Consider the following 18,262-nt stretch of genomic DNA (forward strand, 5'->3'; position numbering starts at 1 on the left):
TTTTTTATTAATCCTGCAATAAATTGCGAAATAGCAATTTATTGCAAGTCGATTTCAAAATTTTTGCTGAAAAATACGTCCGCAGATCGCATCAGACAAAAATAATTCTCCGATCTTGCAGCTGATGCCAAATTCGTCATTAGCTGCAAGCGAGTCGCCACTCGATTTGGATATTCTGTCCGACGCGACATTACGCAATCCAATGGATTGCAGACTGGACCGGCAACGGTCTGAGCAGGGGGATAGGTCTCTTGTATTAATGACTATCGCCCCATTTTTTTCAAATGATTCTGAGGTTAATAGACATGAGTAAATTACCGGAAACTGGTTTTCTACGTTTGAAACAAATTATTGGTGATCCAAAAGCCAAGCCGCCCATTTCTGGATTGCTGCCTATGAGTAAATCATCCTGGTGGGATGGCATCAAAAAAGGCATCTTTCCCAAGCCGATCAAAATGGGTCCCAATATGACGGCCTGGCGGGTGGAGGATATTGCCGAGCTCATTGCACGTTTAGGCGCTCAATGTACCGGCAACGCGAATGCCTGATCAACGACTGCCGTTGCCGCCATTTGGCAAGGAGCTGATCGCCCGACTGCAATCCACGTCGCCACCCTGGCCGATTATGATTTGCTTCGGTCGTGGTGCCTGGCAGCGCGCACGTCATTGGCAATCCAATCCCACCGTATGGGCACTGGTTTGTCCTTCTGACTCAGCACCGGCCCAGTATCGTTGGCCGGTGCTGGGCCAGATGCTTATCGTCGAGTGGCAAATTGATCAGACTGCCGGTCACGATGAGGTATTGGTGCTGGTCAAGGTGCTGCTGGGCTCTGGTGCCGAATGTGTTGCCGTCTTGCCTAGTTGGGTGGATTTCAGTCAATCGGCATTTGAATACGACTCCTGTTTACCGGTTGGTGAGCGTTGGGTTCAAGTGCGGGAGGAGATTGTTGTTTATCGCCTTAATGGGGACAACGATGGCTGAGGTTGACGCCAAATCGTTATTGGATGACGAGGCCGAAGGTGGATTGGTAACCGCCATCGGCCGATTTTTGCCATCGCAGTTGTCGTCCACCGATTTAGCCGAGATCCAACAAGCCCGTCAATCCATCGGTGCTGCCAAATCCGAGAAGGATGCGGCAGCACTTTTTCCCGACGCCTCTAGTCGGCCCTGTTACCAAGTGTATGAACACACCTGCGGTCCTGATTATAGGTGGCCAGCCGGTGTGTATTACCACTTTCTCGGCAAGTCGTCGGCCAAGGAGCCGCCGGCGCTGCGCGATGTCCGAATCTGTGGCGTGTTGCAGGCGGTGGCCATTGCCCGTAACCGGCTGGGTGGCGACTTCGGTTTATTACTGGAATTTCGCGATCGTCTGGGACAACTCAAACAGTGGAACATGCCGTGCCGCTTATTGGCTGGCCGAGGCGATGAGCTGCAGAAAGCCTTGTTCGACCAAGGCCTGGATATTCACTACGCGCAACGCAGTCGTCTGGCGGAATATCTGTGTCAGCAACAGCCTGACCGAACGGTCTGGATCACAGCGAAGCCCGGTTGGTTTGATAACCTTTATGTGCTGCCGGACCGCAGTATCGGCGATTCCAGTGATGCCGTAATTCTGCAGTCCGAGGGAAATGTAAACAGTAACTTGTATCGTCAAGCGGGTAGCTTGTCCAGCTGGCAACAACAGGTGGCGGGCTTATGCCCTGGTAATCCTTATTTACTGTTAATGGTTTCGCTGGCCTTTTGTGGCCCCTTGTTGGATAAGTGCCATCTGGACAGTCTGGCCATTCATATTTATGGGCCCTCCAGTCAGGGCAAGACCAGCGGCATGCAAGTCGCCGCCAGTGTCTGGGGTGAACCGAAACGTTTCCAGCGTTCCTGGACGGCCACCTTGAATGGCCTGGAATCAGCCGCCGTCCAGGTTAACGACGGCTTGCTGTGTCTGGATGAAATGAGTAAGGCCGATGCCCAGGATGTCAGCAAGTCGCTGTATCTGCTGGCCAATGGCGTCGGCAAGCAACGGGCCACGATCAATGGTAAAGCCATGGCGCATCAGCATTGGCGGGTAGCGATTCTGTCCAACGGCGAAGACTCCATCGAAGCCCATCTGAATAAGGCCGGTATTCCAGTCAAAGCCGGCGAACTAGTGCGCTTTCTGCAGTTGTCGGTGTTTGGTCAACACGGTGCTTTTGACGACCTGCATGATTACGGCAGTGGTCGAGCTTTTGCCATGGCATTGCATCAACATACATCGCAGCACTATGGCACCGCCGGCATCGCCTTTCTGGAACGCTTGACCCGCGATCCACGCGATTTTGCCGCTTACCTGGATCAGTGTTTTCGCATTTTCGAACAGCGCTTCGGTCCCTTATCAGCGCAGGAAGCCCGCGCCGCCCGCAACTTTGCCTTGATTGGTCTGGCGGGGGAACTGGCAACCGAATATGGCGTCACGGGCTGGCCAGAACGCATCGCCATGGAGGCGGCACTGATCTGCTTCAACCATTGGCGTCAACAGCGAGGAACCGGCGAACTGGAACCCCAGCAATTGGTCAACGCGTTACGGCAATACGTCGAACTGTATGGCGACAGCCGTTTTACCAAAACCGACGATGCCAACCGCCTGCACGGCGAGCGTTCCGGTTATTGGCGCCCAATCGAACTCGGCCGGCAATGGTTGTTCAGCACGGCGGGTTTCAAAAAGGCCATTGGCCATGCCGATCTGGCACTGGCGGTCAAAATGCTGATCGGCCAAGGTGTCCTAAAATCCGGACCCAACCCAAAAAAGCATGTCACCCAGGCCAAAGTCCATGGCGGCTCGGGCTGGTTTTACGTGATTCAGTTTGACGACGACCATGCTGGCTAACGTGATACGGCATTATCTGGCGGAGGCAGCCGACGGGCAGTCTCAGCCGGATGATCAACATCACGCAAAGCAAAATGAAAATATTGCAGCGGTAACACCAGTGTTACCCGATCCTGAATCGGTAATACCCCTGCAACCCGTGCCAGATCTGGCCGTAACACCGGTAATACCAGTAACATCTCAAAATACCGAATACCAACAAAACAACTTCAACAAGCTTCAAAATCAAGATCAAGCCAGACTCCTGGCCTACCTGAAAGCGATCGGCGAAACCGATTCATCGGTCATCGACGAGTTTCTCAGCAAATGCACCGCAAACCCTGAAATCCTGTCTTACGCCCTGCAACTGGCCGAAGATACTCTGCGAATTCACCATGGCGATACACGGGGGTTCGTGCGATGTGCCAGTTGTCGATTCCTACAGGGGCAAGAACAACGATGCACCGAATTCGGCTGGCGGATTATGGTAGATAAATGGCGGCGGTGTCATAGCTTTGAACAGCGTTAAGCTAAATTGCGAATCCAGCTCGTCATTGATCCAGTGATACTGTTTGAACAATGGCCTCGAATTCAGCCAAGAATTCCGGCTGCCTTTGCTGCAGAAACCGTTTTATTGCTGGGTTTTCAAGTAATTTGGCTAAGTAGCCCTTAGCCAACACCAAATTGAGGACATCTTGCCCGTAGGTCTGCTCAACCATTTTGTATCGTTCTTGAAGATTGCTCATTTCTCGCTCCATTTTGGCAATTTGCTCCGTAGTCAGACCGCTCAGTTTTTTGGGCTTTTTGCCTTCGACAAGCATTGATAACGGAGTGGCGACCAATAGTGCTTCAGCATAATTTATGGTGATGGTATTGGCTGAGATCATGAGCTCGACACATTCAAGTTGACGGGTCGGTTTCATTTTTCGCAATACCCGTGATAAATCCGTTGGGAATTGGTGATCTTTCAATAGTTCTGCGGCCTCAGGGCATATGCCTTCCAGTAATGCCGCTTTGCGTTCAATGGTACGGGGATCAACGCTTAGAGCCTTGGCGAGCCTTTCTGGAGTGACGCCCCGTTCGATAGCGCGGCGAATCATGTGATGTTCCTGTATCGTCGACAATCGGTTGATGCGACTGTTATACGTGTAACTCTCGTCATCAGTAGCAATCAGACATGGAACCTCGAGATGCCCCAACTCCTGTAATGCGATCAGCCGGATGTGGCCATCCAGTAAAATAAGTTGATCGGTTTTAGCATCGGCAGGCCCGACCGATAGTGGCTCAATCAGTCCAATTTCCTGTATCGATGTGCGTATCTGCAAATATTTTCGCGAGGTGGTAACGCCAGTAGGTGTTCTGCGTGAGGGCAGGATCTTATCTACCGGCACTGAAATCGGTTCTAAACTGAATCCTAAAGATATTTTGGTCATATCATACGACCTCCCGACAACACGCGTTCAGCGAGATATTTCGGCAGAGAGTCCAAGCCCTCAGCGCGCAGAAGCGTCGAGAAATTCTCATCGGCAAATAGTTCACGAAGGGCGCTGACGACGAACAACAAGCGTTGTTGAGTCAACTGGGCCTTTTTAACGACCAGTTTTTGGCGGTCGACTTCCTTTTGGTAGACTCTGACCAAACTTGCGGTCGTGACATCTTGCGCTTTTCGTGGCGTACCTTTGGCAACCGAAGGTCCTAATGTTTGTCGGCGTTCGATAACTCGTCGCGCCTGTATCAATTGTTTTCCGCGTAGCTTTCCAGTCTCGTAGGCTTCCTGAAGGGCGGCCTGGATGGCTTGATCATCATCGCCCGCGCCGACAATGGATAAGGCAGCATTCAATGGGATTTTGCCTTTTTCCACGGCAACCAACAAACGTTCTTCGCCTTTCATCAGCAACGTGAGTATGCCGTGGACATACTCGACGCAGAGTCCGGTTTTTTGGGCGATGACTTTTTTGTCGTATCCCTGTTCGTGAAGCTGCTGAATACCCGCCAATAACTCTAACGGTCGATAATGGCGGCGAGCGATATTTTCGGTCAAACTCATGATGAATGCATTTTCGTCGCTGACTTCGATAACCAGGGCAGGAATTGTTGCTTCACCCAAAGCATGAAATGCCTTCATTCGGCCTTCACCGCACACCAAAAGGTAGCGGTCGGTGCCGTCTGTTGCGGGTCGCGGTGTCACAGTGATCGGCTTCTTGAGCCCGATTGTTTGAATATTGGTGACTATCTCCTCGAACACCCGTTTGTTTCTCTCTCTGGGATTGAGGACATCAATCAAGTCAATTGGGATCATTTGCATTTGGCCGGTCTTGATTGTTTCGGTCATGCTGCTCTCCTCAAACGAGTGTGTTCCGCCATCCCGTACAGATAATCCAAACTGTCGAAACGGTAGCTTTCGAATTCGATTGGATTATGTTCGGCGAGACGGATGCGGGGTTGATCGAAATCCAGTCGCGGTAATAGGTAGTAATCGAGTGCGGCGTGATTTGTCTCATCAAGGCGAACCGCCACGGTAATGTCAGGAGCCAAGCTGGTATCAAACCGGACCTTCCAATGATGACGACCACTCTCGGTACTCTGGCAACGCGCCAATACTATGGAAACACTGAATTCATTATTGACTTGCAGCAGATCCGTGCCAGCGTCGCGTTTGACGGCGCCACTTAATGCCATAATCTGGCGTTCGGTTTCATTGACGATTTCTGGGTGAAAACGACGAAGGAATTGGTTGACCTCCAGATATCGATAGTCCCGATCGGGCGTAAAACCGACCATTTGATAGGCTCTCACCAGGCTGCCGAAACGATGCGCGTAAACGGACGTGGATGGCATGCCTTCGGATTCGTTGATGATCAATCCCGACAGAAATCCTTTGCGCTGGTAAAGTGCTCGCAGACGCTCGATTAATTCTTTATCGGTATATCGGTGAACTCTGGCTCGAATCATGCCTTGCGCGGTGTAAAACAGTTCAGGCGGTACGATAGGTTCGAATGCGCCTTCTTTTTTGATCCACATATCAGAAGGGTTAACCACTCGCAGCTTTTTGAGCTTGAAGGAAATGCGGTTATAGACATTGTTACCAATGTATTTTTCGTTGGTCAGGATCTCTTGCACCGTGGAGCGAGTCCATTGCCGGTCCAGGTCAGTATGTATTCCCATGCCATTGAGGCGTTCGGCAATTTCGGATTCTACCAAGCCTTCTTCGATGAACCAGTGATACATCAAATTGACGATGCGGATTTCCGACTCGGGACCAGGCATGAGGATGACACGGTCGGTTTGCAGGCTTTTATGTTCGCCTCTGGCCAGTTCGGCTTTAATGCAACCGTTTTGATCGAGTAATACCCGGCGGAGACCATATCCAGCGGGACCACCTTGACGAAAACCGAGTTCAATCAGTCTGGACTGCCCGGCGAAAACTTTAGCCGATAATTCTCGACTGTATTCGCCCGCCATAGCCCGTTTAACGCCTTTGACAATCGTGGAAACAGGTGAACCGTCGTTTTCAAACTGTTCGGCACAGTAAGTAACTTGAATACCCGCTTTCCGACACCGATATTCATAATATGCGCTCTCATCAGCATCCTGAAATCGACCCCAGCGGCTAACGTCATAAACCAAAATCATCGAAAAGTCGGCAGATCCGCTTTCGACATCTTTCAACAGCTGTTGTAATGAAACGCGGCCATCGATGCGCAAACCACTTTTTCCGGCATCGGCGTAGGTTCGGACGATCTCAATATCATGACGAGCGGCGTATTCTCGTATTTTGTCAGACTGATTTTCTGTGGAGTACTGCTGGTGCTCGGTCGACATTCGAACATATTCCACCGCGCGTGATTTTTTGAGCGTTTCTGGGTGTTCTTCATTGGATTCAATTTGATTAATCAAACCTGATGATCCCCGTGCGCATGAAAATTAGGCTCTCGCTAAGCCACTGGTGGACTTGAGCTATCAGCGGGGACAGCCAATCCAGGGTTTATCAAGAGAGAACTGACAATACGGTATAAGAATCTGAGTGATTTGCCGATCCAGTCATCTCTTTGCAACGCGGGCTTATTGCCGACATTCACAAGCATGTGCCGTAATCTCTACAATCCAAGCGTCCATCTTTGCAATATTGGCTTCTGTCACCAAACTTAGTCGGTAAATCCCCGATGGCAGCAGCTTTGCTGGAGTTGACGCGTCCATATTTGCAATTGGATTAGTCTTGGCTTTGGCGTTGCGTGTCCGCTGCAATGTACGATTACGATCAACATACTTTGGATGAGATTTACGATATTGACGCCAATAATCGGGATTGCGCTCTATCCAGGATTGTTGAGCCCGTTGTTGGTTTTCTTGATAATCAGGGTCTGTTTTCAGTTTGTTGCGGTGCCATTGTCGTTTACGATGCTGTTGGCACGAAGGCGCTGAGCAATAGGTTTGGAGTGGAACTTGTGGACGTGGTTGAAAAGACTGGCCGCAAGCGGGGCATTGTTTAATCGCCATTGAAAGCTCCCTATACAAAAATGCGTATTGAGCGCAATCAAATGAGTTAAAAAGTGAAATAAGGCTTGGCTTGATTGAATTTTGCTGATGTCGTGGCTTTACGGCAGGGATGTTTATAACTTTGCGAGCTTTGACTAGAATCGTCTGCGGATTCCACAAATGGCTGATAATGATCCTGTATCAAATAACGCACACTGAAATGGAAGCAGTGATGGTTATTAGAATCAAAAGTAGGGTAGGGAGTAGGGTATAAAAAATTAAGGCCTTGATAAATCGTTATTTATCAAGGCCTTAATTAAAAATAATGGCGGAGAGCTAGGGATTCGAACCCCAGGAAGGGATAAACCTTCAACGGTTTTCAAGACCGCCGCTTTCGACCGCTCAGCCAGCTCTCCAACAGCCGCGTATTATTACAGAAAATATTTTAAAATCCAGCGTTTTTTGCCGTTCCACTTTCATGTCGCAGCCGAATGGAATCTTGTTTAGTACCTAAGTGTTTGTTAGTAATTGCCAAATCGGCGCGGATGTTGGTGCAAATGTGCATCGATTCCGGATGCGAAGTGGTGTCTATTGATTGCTTTGCCGATAGCGATACTCGGCAAATGGCAAAGCAGACATATCAGGTGGCTTCACTGGCCTGGGATGATGTTAGGGGTGCAGTGGCAGCGGTTCGGAAGATTTACGGCTTAACCGAATTGTTATTCGGCAGTGGTTTGGAAACTTACCCGGAAACCTTGAGCAGTCTGGAAAAGGATTGGCGGATTATTGGGAATTCTGCAGCCACTTTTCAACGGGCCCAGGACAAGCGTGATTTTTTTGCCAGACTCGATTCGTTGTCAATTCCGCATCCGCCGGTGGTGTTTACGAAGCCTGAGGATGGTTTTGACTGGTTGTTAAAGCCTTGGCGCGGCGAGGGCGGCTTGGGGATTAGACTCTGTAATAATGACGAGTTTGCCGACGGCTATTGGCAGCGCTATATCGAAGGCCGTTCGATGTCCGTGTTGTTTGCAGCGAAGCGTGATGGGGCTGAGCTAATCGGTTTTAACGAGCAATGGACTGTAAAGTCGGATGGCGGGCAATCGTTTCTGTTTCAGGGGATTGTCAGCCATGCCCAGGTTTCCATATCTATTCAGACTGATATTGCCGACTGGTTGGATAAGCTTGTTAATGCCTATCGATTGCGCGGTTTAAACAGCATGGATTTTATCCTACGTGACGGCACATGTTACGTGTTGGAAATCAACGCGCGGATTTCCGCTAGCGCCCAGCTTTACGGTAAATCACTGCTATTGACACATCTACAGGCTTGTCAAAACAGTCGGGACAATAGTGTCGCATTATCGGCGGAGCCGAGTGCTTATCAGATTGTTTATGCGCAAAAAAACGTGGTGATTCCCCAGCGACTGGAGTGGCCGGCATGGGCAGTAGATAGGCCGAATCCCGGCGCAATTGTTGCCACAGGCGAGCCGATATGCAGTATTATTGCCAGCGGAAAAAACTCGGGGCAGGTGCTGGATAATCTGCATCGCCAACAACGCATCCTTGCAAATCTTTTGGAAACAGGTCTTTAAAACTCATGCAATACCAGGCAAGCGTCAATAAATTTTCCCAGCCCTTGGTTCAACAACTGCTGGATAACGCAGATAAATTACGGTTGGGTATCGAAAAGCTGGAAAACGGCTGCACCATTATCGACGCCGGTATCAAAGTGCCGGGCGGTTTGGAAGCCGGACGGATTATCACCGAAATCTGCATGGGCGGTTTGGGTACCGCGACGATCTCGCAAAGCCCGTACACCACCCACTGGCCGCTGACCATTAACGTACATGCGAGCAACCCGGTGCTGTCTTGCCTGGGTAGTCAATATGCGGGTTGGAGTTTGTCGCATGGCAAATATTATGCTCTGGGTTCAGGTCCGGCGCGGGCGATGGCCACCAAAGTCAAGGATGGTGCGGTCGAGCCGGTGGAAGAGCTTTATAAGGAATTGGAATACCGCGATAGCGCGGAACAAACCGCTTTAGTCATCGAAAACGATGCGTTACCACCGGTGGAAATCGTCGAGAAAGTCGCGGCGGCTTGTGGCGTATCGCCAGCCAATCTGACCATCATCGTTACGCCAACCAGCAGTCTGGCTGGCGGCGTACAAGTAGTCGGCCGGGTGTTGGAAGTGGCAATGCACAAAGCCCATGCATTGCATTTCCCGTTGGAAAACATCGTCGACGGTTCCGGCAGTGCGCCGATTTGTCCTCCGCATCCTAACTTTGTTAAAGCGATGGGGCGTACCAATGACGCGATTTTGTTTGCCGGCCAAGTGCATTTGTTCGTGAAAGGCAGTGATGAAGCGGCGGAAAAATTGGCTAAGGAATTGCCAAGTTCGACATCAAAAGATTACGGCAAGCCGTTTGCTGAAATTTTCAAAGCCTACGAATATGATTTCTTCAAAGTGGATGCGATGTTGTTCAGCCCTGCCAGCGTTATCGTCACCGCGGTCGAATCCGGCAAAAGTTTCCGCGCCGGTAAATTGGACAATGCCTTGCTTGACCTTTCGTTCGGGGCTTAATTCGCTCTAACTCTTTTCCACATCTGACTGGCCTTGCCGCGCAGGGTCGGTTAGCTTGTATCGCTAACTTTTTCGACACACTTCCCTTGCGCCGAATTGCAATAATTACCGATGATCCCGGTTGGCATGGCAAGCAGTTGTGCTTGGCTTTTGCCGAGCGCGGTTATGCCGCCGACTATGTATCGCTGACTGCCTGCAAATTGCAGTTAACGGTCGCCGATTTACCCATTTTAATGCCGGGTTTTGAGCAAGAATTGCCGTCGGCGGTATTCGTGCGCGGCGTGCCCGGCGGTTCACTGGAAGAGGTGGTGTTTTATTTGGATGTCTTGCACGCCTTAAAGATACTGGGGGTGCCGGTATATAACGATGCCGGCGCGATCGAGCGTAGCGTCGATAAGGGTATGACCAGTTTTTTATTGCAACACGTTGGCTTGGCAACCGCACAGACCTGGGTGTTGCGGGATCGTGACGCAGCATTGGTAATTGCTGAGCAACAGTTACGTGAAGGCTATTATCTAATCAGTAAGCCCTTATTCGGTTCGCAAGGCGAGGGCATTCGGCGTATCGAAAAATCCACCGATTTGTTGTGGTTGACCAGCAGTCGCGGTATTTATTATTTGCAGCGCTTTGTCGAATGCGCGGGCGACGGTTATTCCGATGTTCGGGTGTTCGTGATTAACGGCAGGGCGGTCGCTGCGATGCGTCGGCGCGGAATTTCCTGGCTGAATAATGTAGCCAGAGGCGCGTCTTGCGAATGTATTGAACTGGAACCCGATTTGGCAGAACTGGCGATTGCTGCAGTCGCCGCGTTAAAAATGGATTACGCCGGTGTGGACGTGATCCAGGATGTCGAAGGTGATTATCGGGTGATTGAAGTAAACAGCGTGCCGGCCTGGAAAGGCTTGCAAAGCGTTTGCGATATTAATATCGCCGAATGCCTGGTGGCCGATTTAATTGATCGTTATTGTGTACAGGACCAAGTATGCTGAGTCGGCAGCAATTGATGGACGTTTACCTGCAAGCCTGTGAAATCGAGCTGCAAGCGTTCAAGCCAGGCAATGTCAGCGTTTATAGTGCCGCAGACGATATGACGGTCGAAGATTTCCGCGTCAGTGCTCGCGTCAGTAGCGAGCCGATCACCAATCCGGAATACGGCTTGGGCGAAAAAATTTATTACGCCGTCAAGGCAACCCGAGAAGCAGTGGCGTGCAATACCAATTTGGGCATTATTCTGTTGTGTGCACCCTTGTTGCAAGTCGCTGCTAAGCTGGCATCCGGCGAGAACTTGCGCGATGGTTTACGGCAATTATTGGAAAATACCAGCCGCGGGGATGCCGATTGGGTCTTTAAAGCTGTCACCTTGGCCGCTCCGGCCGGCTTGGGCGATTCCGCGCAACACGATGTTCAGAAACCCGCCGATGTGACGCTGACGGAAGCCATGGCATTCGCCGCCGACAGGGATAGAATCGCGCTGCAATACGCAACTATTTTTAAAGACGTTTTTGATTTCGGCGTTTTACGATATAATCGTGCTTTCGTTTTGTCTGGCGATTGTGCTTGGGCGGCGTTAGCGGTTTTTGCCGCAATGTTGGCTCAATATCCCGATAGTCATATTGAGCGGAAGTATGGAGAGCGGTATTCAGAGTGGATCAAGGCTGAGATGCAAAAGCTCGATAGAGCAATGCAAACAGCTTGTGAGCCTGAAGAGCTTTTGCCAGTATTGTATGATCTGGACAAAGCTTTTAAGGCACAAAGGATCAATCCGGGTACAACAGCTGACATAACTGTAGCGACAGTACTGGTGGTGCTTCTGGAACAACTTATCGGTGAAGGAACCGGTGGGTTATAGAGGGAACTAAGCAGAAACTACAATCTTGAGACACGAAAGTGTCTATTTTTTTGGTTCAATCTTATCTTTAGGGGATAAATTTAAAATGGCAAAAATCAATAACTTGCGCGTTGGCGAATCTTTGGTTGGTGAAGGCAACGAAATTGCTCACATCGATTTGATCATCGGCCCACGCGGCTCAGCAGCTGAAACTGCTTTCGCAAACGCTTTGACAAACAACAAAGACGGTTTTTCAACTCTGTTGGCTGTTGTTGCTCCTAACCTGTTGGTTAAACCAGCAACCATCCTGTTCAACAAAGTAACCATCAAAGGTGCAAAACAAGCCGTTCAAATGTTTGGACCAGCTCAACGCGCTGTTGCTATGGCGGTTGCTGATTCCGTTGAAGACGGCACTATTCCTGCTGATGAAGCTGACGATTTGTTCATTTCTGTAGGTGTTTTCATCCACTGGTTGGCTGAAGACGATGCAAAAATCGAAGAATTCAACTACAAAGCTACCAAAGAAGCAATCGCTCGCGCTGTTGCCGGCACTCCAACTGCTAAAGAAGTAGTTGCTGCTAAATCTGGTGCAAAACACCCATTTGCTGCTAACAACGTTTAAGTTTTTAGTTTCAAAGGCTGTCGAAGATACCCCGGCTTGCCGGGGTATTTTTTTGCCTAAATTTTTCCAGTGCGACGGCGTCGATACTGCCGTTATGCAGGGCGCTGGCCAATAGCACAGCGGCAATGCCGATAGTTTCTAGTCGCATGAGATCTGTAACGTCCCGGACCCCACCAGCGGCGACAAAATGTTTATCGGGATGATCCTTGCAAAGCCGGCTGAGTTTTGCAAAGTCCGGGCCCTTATTGCTGCCTACCAAATCCAAGGTCATCACCACAACGTTGTCCGGCCACAGTTCAGGACTTTCAAGCCAACTCGGATGACCTAAAGCCTGGTTATGTTTAAAATCCAGCGACAGGATGAGATCGGTGTTTTTTAAAGAAACTGGCAGTATTTGCGATTCGGTACCGATGACCGGTTTGCACTTGCTGGGTTGAGTGGCCATAGATACGGTTTGGGGGCTGCTGCCGTTATCCAGCCAAAACTCCTTGTTTGGATATTGGCTAAGCAAGACGTCGATGGCATTGTTGTGATTGCCGTTGCTGCCAATAGCATCTAGGTCTGCAATATAAAACGTTTGAAATGGATGCAGCTTTAAAAAATGGGTCACGACCTCGGTTATCACGCTGCTATCGCATAGTGAGGAAGTGTGATGTACGGGTTGATAACGACTGCGGTCGCCTCCTGCGGCATGGACCACCAGGCCGTCTTTCAAATCAATGACTGGAATAATCTGCATAGGCCAAGCGAGTTTTAGAATTGAAAATTCTAGTATTTGAATATATTACCGGCGGCGGTTTGGTCGGACAGGCATTGCCTGCTTCGTTGGCGACGGAAGGCGCGATGATGTTACAGGCTTTAATCGCCGAACTGAAGTGTCTGGAAAATATTCAGCTATGCATACCGCTTGACGAACGTTGTGCCAGACCGGATATGCTGACGCAAGTGGAAATTGTAAGAGTAAATGCCAATGGCGACATCTTTGCGCTGCTGCGGGATTTACTTTATGAAACCGATTTGTTTTGGCCAATCGCGCCGGAAACTGACGGTGTTTTGCAAAGCTTAGCCGAGCTTGCTATTGCCGCGAACGTCGAGGTTTTATTATCCAACCCAGCGACGCTGGCAATCTGTGCCGATAAATTTGCGACCTACCAAGTGCTGGTAAAACGGGCAATTCCGATGGTGGAAACTCGTTTACTTGGTCAGGGGATGGATGGCCCAGACGATAATGTCGTAGTGAAAATCGCCGACGGCGTTGGTTGCATGGATAGTTTTGTAATTAAAGCCGAGCAGTTGGCAACCGCCGTTGCCGGATTGAGTGAGCCGCAACATTACGTTTTACAACCCTATACCAACGGTCAGGCCGCCAGTTTGTCTTGTTTGTTCAAGCATGGTCAAGCCTGGCTTATCTGCTACAACCACCAGGAAATCGTTTTGGAGCAAGGCAGATTCAGTTTGCAAGGCTGTTTAGTCAATATGCAAACCGATAAGCTGGATTTTTATCATAAGCTGATAAAGCAAATCGCCGAAGCCATGCCTGGCTTGTGGGGCTATGTTGGTATTGATGTTATCGAGAACGCCGAATTAGGTCCATTAGTTTTGGAAATCAATCCGCGTTTGACCAGTTCCTTTGCCGGTATCCAGCAAGCGACCGGCATCAACGTCGCCGAACAGGTTTTGCGCCTGCGGCATGCCGACCCGGTGTTGCAGGCCTGTCGAAATGAAACGGTTCAAATCAGTATCAATTAAAAAGCAGAATGAACAAACAGATTGCAGGTTGGGACATTGGCGGTGCGCACGTCAAATTGGCGTTGCTCGATGAGTCCGGGCATGTCCAGGCAGTTGCTCAGCAGGCTTGTCCGCTATGGAAGGGCGTGGATTTCTTGCATGGTACCTTGGCCGATTTAGCCGGCCAATTCGATTTGCAAGCTTGCCAGCATGCCGTGACGATGACCGGCGAGCTAGTGGATTGTTTTACCAGTCGCGAGCAGGGGGTCAATGCTATCGTTCAGGCAGTTTGCGAGCATTTCAACGCCGAGAGGGTATCTGTATTTGCCGGCTTGCGCGGCTTTTTGCCGGCAGCGCAAATTCAGTCGGCCGATTGCATGGACATCGCCTCCGCTAACTGGTTAGCCAGCTTGTTACTGGTGGCAAAGCGCCTGCCAAATGCCTTATTTGTGGATATAGGCAGTACCACTACCGATATTTTGCTGGTCGAAAATCATCAGCTCAAAGTCCAAGGCTTTACCGACTATCAGCGCTTGGTCTGCGGCGAGCTAGTGTATACCGGCATTGTCCGCACGGCGGTAATGGCAATTGCGCAAGAAGCGGAATTCAACGGTCAACAAATGGGCTTGATGGCCGAGTATTTTGCGACAATGGCCGATGTGTATCGCTTGACCGGCGATTTAAACGAAGCTCACGATCAGAGCGATACCGCCGATGGCGCGGAAAAGTCGGTTTCGGCCAGCGCCCGGCGCTTGTCGCGACTGACCGGTTACGAGTTCAGTGAGAGCGATCACGCACTCTGGGCGGCATTTGCCGAGCAGCTTAAAGCCAAGCAACATCACAAAATTAGTCAGGCGTGTGTCAGGCAGTTGCAAAAGGCAAAATCGCGCTCGGCAATCCAATTTGTCGGTGCTGGCGTCGGCCGATTTTTGGCGCGGGACATTGCTCGAGATTTGGGAGTTGAGTATCTGGACTTTAACGATTTGCTGTCATCAACCCCTAAAACCAATGGTATTGATGCTGCCGACTGCGCGCCGGCCGCCGCCGTGGCTTATCTTGCCGGCCGGTTTGGTTAAAGCCGGTGGCTGGGGTAAAATCGGTGTATTGCAAATCATGTCCTTGCGGCACATTCCGGCCGTTTAACAGCACCCCTTAATGCCTTTAGCAAAACCCATCAAACAATCGCTGCCTTATTTTCAAGACAGTGCAACATTATTTGCCCCGCTGGCGCAGCAGCCTTGGGCAGTATTTCTGGATAGCACCCAGCCGCATAGCAAGCAGGATAGGTTCGACATCATCGCCTACGCCCCAATCGCAACCCTGCAAACGCGTGGCAATATTACCCTTATCGAGCGCGATGGCGTGATTAGCGAAAGCGCGGAGGATCCTTTCGAGTTATTGAAACAGCAATTAGGTGTGCCGTTGGCCAGTGTGGACGGTTTGCCGTTCAACGGTGGGGCCATCGGTTATTTTGCTTACGATCTTGCCAGACGCATAGAGCGACTGCCGGCTATGGCCGCCGACGCCGAACAACTGCCGGAAATGGCGGTGGGCATTTACCGCTGGGCGGTGATTGTCGATCATCAGCGTCGGCAAAGCTGGTTGGTCAGTATCGATTTACCGGAAAGCGAGCAGCAAAGACTAATCGCCGAATTCAGCGCGATTTCTAAACCGGCTGACACTGCGGAATTTAAAGTGCTGCACGCGCCGGTTGCCAATATGGACAAAGATGCTTACACCACGGCTTTTCGGCGTATCAAACATTATTTGAAAGAGGGCGATTGTTATCAGATTAATTTGACCCAGCGCTTCGAAAGCCCTTGTCAGGGCGACCCCTGGCAAGCTTATCAAGTATTGCGGCAGATCAACGCCGCACCTTTTAGTGCCTATCTCAATTTCCCGGATGTGCAGGTTTTAAGTTCTTCGCCGGAACGCTTTTTAAAAGTTACCGACGGCGCGGTGGAAACCAAACCCATCAAAGGTACCAGGCCGCGTCGAAGCGACTGGGAAGAAGATCAGGCGCAGATCGAAGACTTAGTATCCAGCACCAAAGACCGGGCTGAGAATGTGATGATCGTCGATCTGTTGCGCAACGATTTGGGCAAAAGCTGCAAGAAGGGTTCGGTATGGGTGCCTAGTCTGTTCTCGGTAGAAAGCTATACCACCGTACATCATTTGGTAAGCACCGTCACGGGCCAGCTTGCCGCCGGTCAACATGCCATCGATTTATTGCGCAGCTGTTTCCCGGGTGGCTCGATTACCGGCGCGCCGAAGATCCGCGCGATGGAGATCATCGAGGAGTTGGAACCGCATCGGCGCGGCATCTATTGCGGTGCAATTGGTTATATAGGCTTTGACGGCAATATGGATACCAATATCGCGATTCGTACTCTGGTCCACAATCACGGCACGATACGTTTTTGGGCGGGTGGTGGCATTGTCAACGACTCGGTGCTGGACGAAGAATATCAGGAATGCTTCGACAAGGCCGCCGCCTTATTGCAGTTGCTCAAACAATTCAGCGCATGACTTGTGTGATCAAGCTGGGCGGCAGCTTACTGGAAACAGCAGCCTTGCCCGCTTGTTTGGCAGCAATCGCAAATCGCGCCGGCCCAATTGTTATTGTGCCCGGCGGCGGACCGTTTGCTGAACAAGTGCGTATCGCGCAAAGTCAATGGCGTTTCGACGATATCGCCGCACACCGGATGGCAATTCTGGCGATGCAGCAAATGGCCTTGTTGATCCAGAGCCTAATGCCCGAGTTTGTAATCGTCGCCGATGCGGAAAGTATACGTTGTGCGTCGCAACTCAAACCGGTGCTGATCTGGTCTCCGCAAGTCGAGCAATTAGATCAAGCCGGGATTGCCGCTAGTTGGGATATAACGTCCGATAGTTTGGCGGCCTGGTTGGCTGGCTATATCAACGCCGATGAGCTAATTATCGTTAAATCGGCGGCGATTCCGGAGCAAGCGAGTTTGCTGGGCTTACAGCAACAAGGCATACTCGACGCTGCTTTTCCACGCTTCACCGCCCAGGCACACTACAAAATCAAAGTGATTAATAAAGACCGTTTCCTGTCCCACCATGATTAATTTTATCAAAGCCATTCTGAACAAACGTTTGCGCAAGGCTTACTACCAAAGCCGCGAGTCCTTGTTGGGTCATCAAAAGCGCGACATCGTAGTGATGCAGGTTGGGCAGGCTTGCGAGAGCTTGAAGGACAGCCGGGATCAATTCGTCGATGCACTGGATAAATTTAAAAGCATCGTCAATGTGCAGGATAGTTCGATGGAACAACGCTATCAGCAGCTTAAGCGCCGCTACGATCTATGCAAGGGTAAGGCCGATCAAGTCAGTCAAAGGATTCAGGCAGTGGAAGAGATTAGCGAGGCTCTGTTCAACGAATGGGAAGCCGAGCTGGCTTTATATAGCAACCGGGCCTTGAAGGCGCGCAGCCAGCAGCAGTTGAAAAAATCTCGGCAACAATACGCTCGGTTGTTAAAAGCCTTGCAAACTGCGGAAAACCGCATGCATCCGGTATTGGCGGCGTTTCAGGATCAGGTGCTGTTTTTAAAACACAACCTGAACGCCCATGCCATCGCTGCACTGCGGCACGAGTTCATGGAAATTGGTGTGGATATTTCGAGATTGATCGAGGTGATGGAGAAAACCATCAGCGAGGCCAGCCAGTTTGTTGCGGTTCTGGTGGAACAGAAACAACTGCCGGCCCCGGTGCGCAGATAAATTACATGGAGTGCATTTTGTAATCGACCCGTGCCGGTGGGTTTTTGTCACGTTGGTCAGGGGTTTTCTTGCGGTTTTGATCGATACGTTCTTGCGAGTATTGGGAAATCATTTGGTCCCAGTTGTCGTACTTTTCGTAGTCTTTGCTGCCGGCAGCTTTACGTTTGGCAAATAACTCTTTGCCAGATTCCACCAATTGTTCCGGTGTCTTGCCATCGATAGCGTCCAAAAACTCCTTGTTATTGCGGATTTCATCGCGTAAGGTCCAGAAAGACACTTCAAACTCGATGCGTTGGTCTAGCGGCAATTTTTCCTTGATTTGACTGATTGATCGATTGACCGTTTTTAAACTGCTGCCGTTGATTTGATTGCTTTTATTGCAACCAGCCAAAAGTGCACAGGTTAAAAAAACCAAAACAGTTGACGCTTTTTTCATGATGCAGC

20 protein-coding genes and 1 tRNA gene are annotated in these 18,262 nt (G+C 50.4%); 14 read left to right on the forward strand and 7 right to left on the reverse strand.

What is annotated here, in order from left to right; translation table 11 throughout:
* The first annotated feature begins 305 nt into the window (after window positions 1-305).
* Genes METH11B_RS0124605 through METH11B_RS0124620 form a run of 4 tightly spaced genes read left to right on the forward strand, consistent with a single transcriptional unit; the run spans window position 306 to window position 3,368 of the window.
* Window positions 306-548, forward strand: a complete 243-nt coding sequence (locus tag METH11B_RS0124605; protein ID WP_026604319.1) for a helix-turn-helix transcriptional regulator — start codon at window positions 306-308, stop codon at window positions 546-548.
* Window positions 541-981, forward strand: a complete 441-nt coding sequence (locus METH11B_RS29620) for a hypothetical protein (RefSeq protein WP_026604320.1) — start codon at window positions 541-543, stop codon at window positions 979-981. The genes METH11B_RS0124605 and METH11B_RS29620 overlap by 8 nt, the downstream gene beginning before the upstream one ends.
* Complete coding sequence (locus METH11B_RS27375) at window positions 974-2,860, forward strand: DUF927 domain-containing protein (RefSeq protein ID WP_026604321.1); 1,887 nt, start codon at window positions 974-976, stop codon at window positions 2,858-2,860. The genes METH11B_RS29620 and METH11B_RS27375 overlap by 8 nt, the downstream gene beginning before the upstream one ends.
* Window positions 2,838-3,368 carry a hypothetical protein gene (locus METH11B_RS0124620; RefSeq protein ID WP_155931189.1) on the forward strand — a complete coding sequence of 177 codons (531 nt, stop codon included), beginning with the start codon at window positions 2,838-2,840 and terminating at the stop codon, window positions 3,366-3,368. Before METH11B_RS27375 ends, METH11B_RS0124620 begins: the two co-directional genes overlap by 23 nt.
* Before the next feature lie 22 nt (window positions 3,369-3,390).
* On the opposite strand, the gene METH11B_RS0124625 is transcribed toward METH11B_RS0124620, so the two are convergent.
* The 5 genes from METH11B_RS0124625 to METH11B_RS0124645 all read right to left on the reverse strand — a co-directional run bounded on the left by METH11B_RS0124625 (window position 3,391) and on the right by METH11B_RS0124645 (window position 7,731).
* Window positions 3,391-4,272, reverse strand: coding sequence for a plasmid partitioning protein RepB C-terminal domain-containing protein (locus METH11B_RS0124625; protein ID WP_026604323.1), 882 nt, complete (start codon window positions 4,270-4,272; stop codon window positions 3,391-3,393).
* Window positions 4,269-5,171, reverse strand: coding sequence for a plasmid partitioning protein RepB C-terminal domain-containing protein (locus METH11B_RS0124630; RefSeq protein WP_026604324.1), 903 nt, complete (start codon window positions 5,169-5,171; stop codon window positions 4,269-4,271). Before METH11B_RS0124630 ends, METH11B_RS0124625 begins: the two co-directional genes overlap by 4 nt.
* Window positions 5,168-6,736, reverse strand: coding sequence for a recombinase family protein (locus METH11B_RS29890; protein WP_155931190.1), 1,569 nt, complete (start codon window positions 6,734-6,736; stop codon window positions 5,168-5,170). Before METH11B_RS29890 ends, METH11B_RS0124630 begins: the two co-directional genes overlap by 4 nt.
* A 165-nt stretch (window positions 6,737-6,901) precedes the next feature.
* A complete protein-coding gene (locus METH11B_RS28910) occupies window positions 6,902-7,336 on the reverse strand; it encodes a hypothetical protein (RefSeq protein ID WP_081733880.1) in 435 nt (144 codons plus the stop codon).
* A 305-nt stretch (window positions 7,337-7,641) separates the two neighbouring features.
* A tRNA-Ser gene (locus METH11B_RS0124645) sits at window positions 7,642-7,731 on the reverse strand.
* A gap of 75 nt (window positions 7,732-7,806) precedes the next feature.
* Between METH11B_RS0124645 and METH11B_RS0124650 the strand changes: the two genes are divergently transcribed.
* The 5 genes from METH11B_RS0124650 (at window position 7,807) to fae (ending at window position 12,346) form a co-directional block, all read left to right on the forward strand.
* Window positions 7,807-8,907 carry an ATP-grasp domain-containing protein gene (locus METH11B_RS0124650; RefSeq protein ID WP_081733881.1) on the forward strand — a complete coding sequence of 367 codons (1,101 nt, stop codon included), beginning with the start codon at window positions 7,807-7,809 and terminating at the stop codon, window positions 8,905-8,907.
* Between the two features lie 5 nt (window positions 8,908-8,912).
* Window positions 8,913-9,896, forward strand: a complete 984-nt coding sequence (gene mch / locus METH11B_RS0124655; protein ID WP_026604328.1) for a methenyltetrahydromethanopterin cyclohydrolase — start codon at window positions 8,913-8,915, stop codon at window positions 9,894-9,896.
* Window positions 9,897-9,982: 86 nt separating this feature from the next.
* Entirely contained in the window at window positions 9,983-10,885 is a 903-nt protein-coding gene (locus METH11B_RS0124660) for an ATP-grasp domain-containing protein (protein ID WP_026604329.1), read from the forward strand.
* Entirely contained in the window at window positions 10,879-11,745 is an 867-nt protein-coding gene (locus METH11B_RS0124665; RefSeq protein ID WP_026604330.1) for a triphosphoribosyl-dephospho-CoA synthase, read from the forward strand. Before METH11B_RS0124660 ends, METH11B_RS0124665 begins: the two co-directional genes overlap by 7 nt.
* An 85-nt stretch (window positions 11,746-11,830) precedes the next feature.
* Window positions 11,831-12,346 (forward strand): formaldehyde-activating enzyme, encoded by a 516-nt coding sequence (fae, locus tag METH11B_RS0124670; RefSeq protein WP_020482207.1) that lies wholly within the window; start codon window positions 11,831-11,833, stop codon window positions 12,344-12,346.
* A gap of 10 nt (window positions 12,347-12,356) precedes the next feature.
* Here the strand turns inward: fae and METH11B_RS0124675 are convergent, their stop codons facing one another.
* On the reverse strand, window positions 12,357-13,085 hold the full coding sequence (locus tag METH11B_RS0124675) for a HisA/HisF-related TIM barrel protein (protein ID WP_026604331.1): 729 nt from the start codon (window positions 13,083-13,085) through the stop codon (window positions 12,357-12,359).
* A gap of 20 nt (window positions 13,086-13,105) precedes the next feature.
* Here METH11B_RS0124675 and METH11B_RS0124680 point away from each other — a divergent pair, with 20 nt between their 5' ends.
* The 5 genes from METH11B_RS0124680 (at window position 13,106) to METH11B_RS0124705 (ending at window position 17,818) form a co-directional block, all read left to right on the forward strand.
* The gene (locus tag METH11B_RS0124680; RefSeq protein WP_026604332.1) at window positions 13,106-14,095 is read left to right on the forward strand and encodes an ATP-grasp domain-containing protein; all 990 of its coding nucleotides are present in this window, start codon (window positions 13,106-13,108) and stop codon (window positions 14,093-14,095) included.
* 8 nt (window positions 14,096-14,103) lie between these two features.
* Window positions 14,104-15,150 carry a hydantoinase/oxoprolinase family protein gene (locus tag METH11B_RS0124685; protein WP_026604333.1) on the forward strand — a complete coding sequence of 349 codons (1,047 nt, stop codon included), beginning with the start codon at window positions 14,104-14,106 and terminating at the stop codon, window positions 15,148-15,150.
* A 79-nt stretch (window positions 15,151-15,229) separates the two neighbouring features.
* Complete coding sequence (gene pabB / locus METH11B_RS0124695) at window positions 15,230-16,603, forward strand: aminodeoxychorismate synthase component I (RefSeq protein ID WP_026604334.1); 1,374 nt, start codon at window positions 15,230-15,232, stop codon at window positions 16,601-16,603.
* Window positions 16,600-17,166, forward strand: a complete 567-nt coding sequence (locus METH11B_RS0124700) for an amino acid kinase family protein (RefSeq protein WP_026604335.1) — start codon at window positions 16,600-16,602, stop codon at window positions 17,164-17,166. The genes pabB and METH11B_RS0124700 overlap by 4 nt, the downstream gene beginning before the upstream one ends.
* Complete coding sequence (locus METH11B_RS0124705; RefSeq protein ID WP_026604336.1) at window positions 17,159-17,818, forward strand: DUF2959 domain-containing protein; 660 nt, start codon at window positions 17,159-17,161, stop codon at window positions 17,816-17,818. Before METH11B_RS0124700 ends, METH11B_RS0124705 begins: the two co-directional genes overlap by 8 nt.
* A 1-nt stretch (window position 17,819) precedes the next feature.
* Here METH11B_RS0124705 and METH11B_RS0124710 read toward each other — a convergent pair whose 3' ends face one another.
* A complete protein-coding gene (locus tag METH11B_RS0124710; RefSeq protein WP_020482200.1) occupies window positions 17,820-18,254 on the reverse strand; it encodes a DUF6694 family lipoprotein in 435 nt (144 codons plus the stop codon).
* Between the last annotated feature and the right edge of the window lie 8 nt (window positions 18,255-18,262).

The sequence above is a fragment of the Methylomonas sp. 11b genome, assembly GCF_000515215.1.
In the GTDB taxonomy this organism is placed as follows: domain Bacteria; phylum Pseudomonadota; class Gammaproteobacteria; order Methylococcales; family Methylomonadaceae; genus Methylomonas.

Excerpts from the sequence above, each read along its gene's own strand:
- METH11B_RS0124605 (WP_026604319.1), top strand. The coding sequence starts at position 306 with ATGAGTAAATTACCGGAAACTGGTTTTCTACGTTTGAAACAAATTATT.
- METH11B_RS29620 (WP_026604320.1), top strand. The coding sequence starts at position 541 with ATGCCTGATCAACGACTGCCGTTGCCGCCATTTGGCAAGGAGCTGATC.
- METH11B_RS27375 (WP_026604321.1), top strand. The coding sequence starts at position 974 with ATGGCTGAGGTTGACGCCAAATCGTTATTGGATGACGAGGCCGAAGGT.
- METH11B_RS0124625 (WP_026604323.1), bottom strand. The coding sequence starts at position 4,272 with ATGACCAAAATATCTTTAGGATTCAGTTTAGAACCGATTTCAGTGCCG.
- METH11B_RS0124630 (WP_026604324.1), bottom strand. The coding sequence starts at position 5,171 with ATGACCGAAACAATCAAGACCGGCCAAATGCAAATGATCCCAATTGAC.
- METH11B_RS28910 (WP_081733880.1), bottom strand. The coding sequence starts at position 7,336 with ATGGCGATTAAACAATGCCCCGCTTGCGGCCAGTCTTTTCAACCACGT.
- METH11B_RS0124650 (WP_081733881.1), top strand. The coding sequence starts at position 7,807 with ATGGAATCTTGTTTAGTACCTAAGTGTTTGTTAGTAATTGCCAAATCG.
- mch (WP_026604328.1), top strand. The coding sequence starts at position 8,913 with ATGCAATACCAGGCAAGCGTCAATAAATTTTCCCAGCCCTTGGTTCAA.
- METH11B_RS0124665 (WP_026604330.1), top strand. The coding sequence starts at position 10,879 with ATGCTGAGTCGGCAGCAATTGATGGACGTTTACCTGCAAGCCTGTGAA.
- fae (WP_020482207.1), top strand. The coding sequence starts at position 11,831 with ATGGCAAAAATCAATAACTTGCGCGTTGGCGAATCTTTGGTTGGTGAA.
- METH11B_RS0124675 (WP_026604331.1), bottom strand. The coding sequence starts at position 13,085 with ATGCAGATTATTCCAGTCATTGATTTGAAAGACGGCCTGGTGGTCCAT.
- METH11B_RS0124685 (WP_026604333.1), top strand. The coding sequence starts at position 14,104 with ATGAACAAACAGATTGCAGGTTGGGACATTGGCGGTGCGCACGTCAAA.
- pabB (WP_026604334.1), top strand. The coding sequence starts at position 15,230 with ATGCCTTTAGCAAAACCCATCAAACAATCGCTGCCTTATTTTCAAGAC.
- METH11B_RS0124700 (WP_026604335.1), top strand. The coding sequence starts at position 16,600 with ATGACTTGTGTGATCAAGCTGGGCGGCAGCTTACTGGAAACAGCAGCC.
- METH11B_RS0124705 (WP_026604336.1), top strand. The coding sequence starts at position 17,159 with ATGATTAATTTTATCAAAGCCATTCTGAACAAACGTTTGCGCAAGGCT.
- METH11B_RS0124710 (WP_020482200.1), bottom strand. The coding sequence starts at position 18,254 with ATGAAAAAAGCGTCAACTGTTTTGGTTTTTTTAACCTGTGCACTTTTG.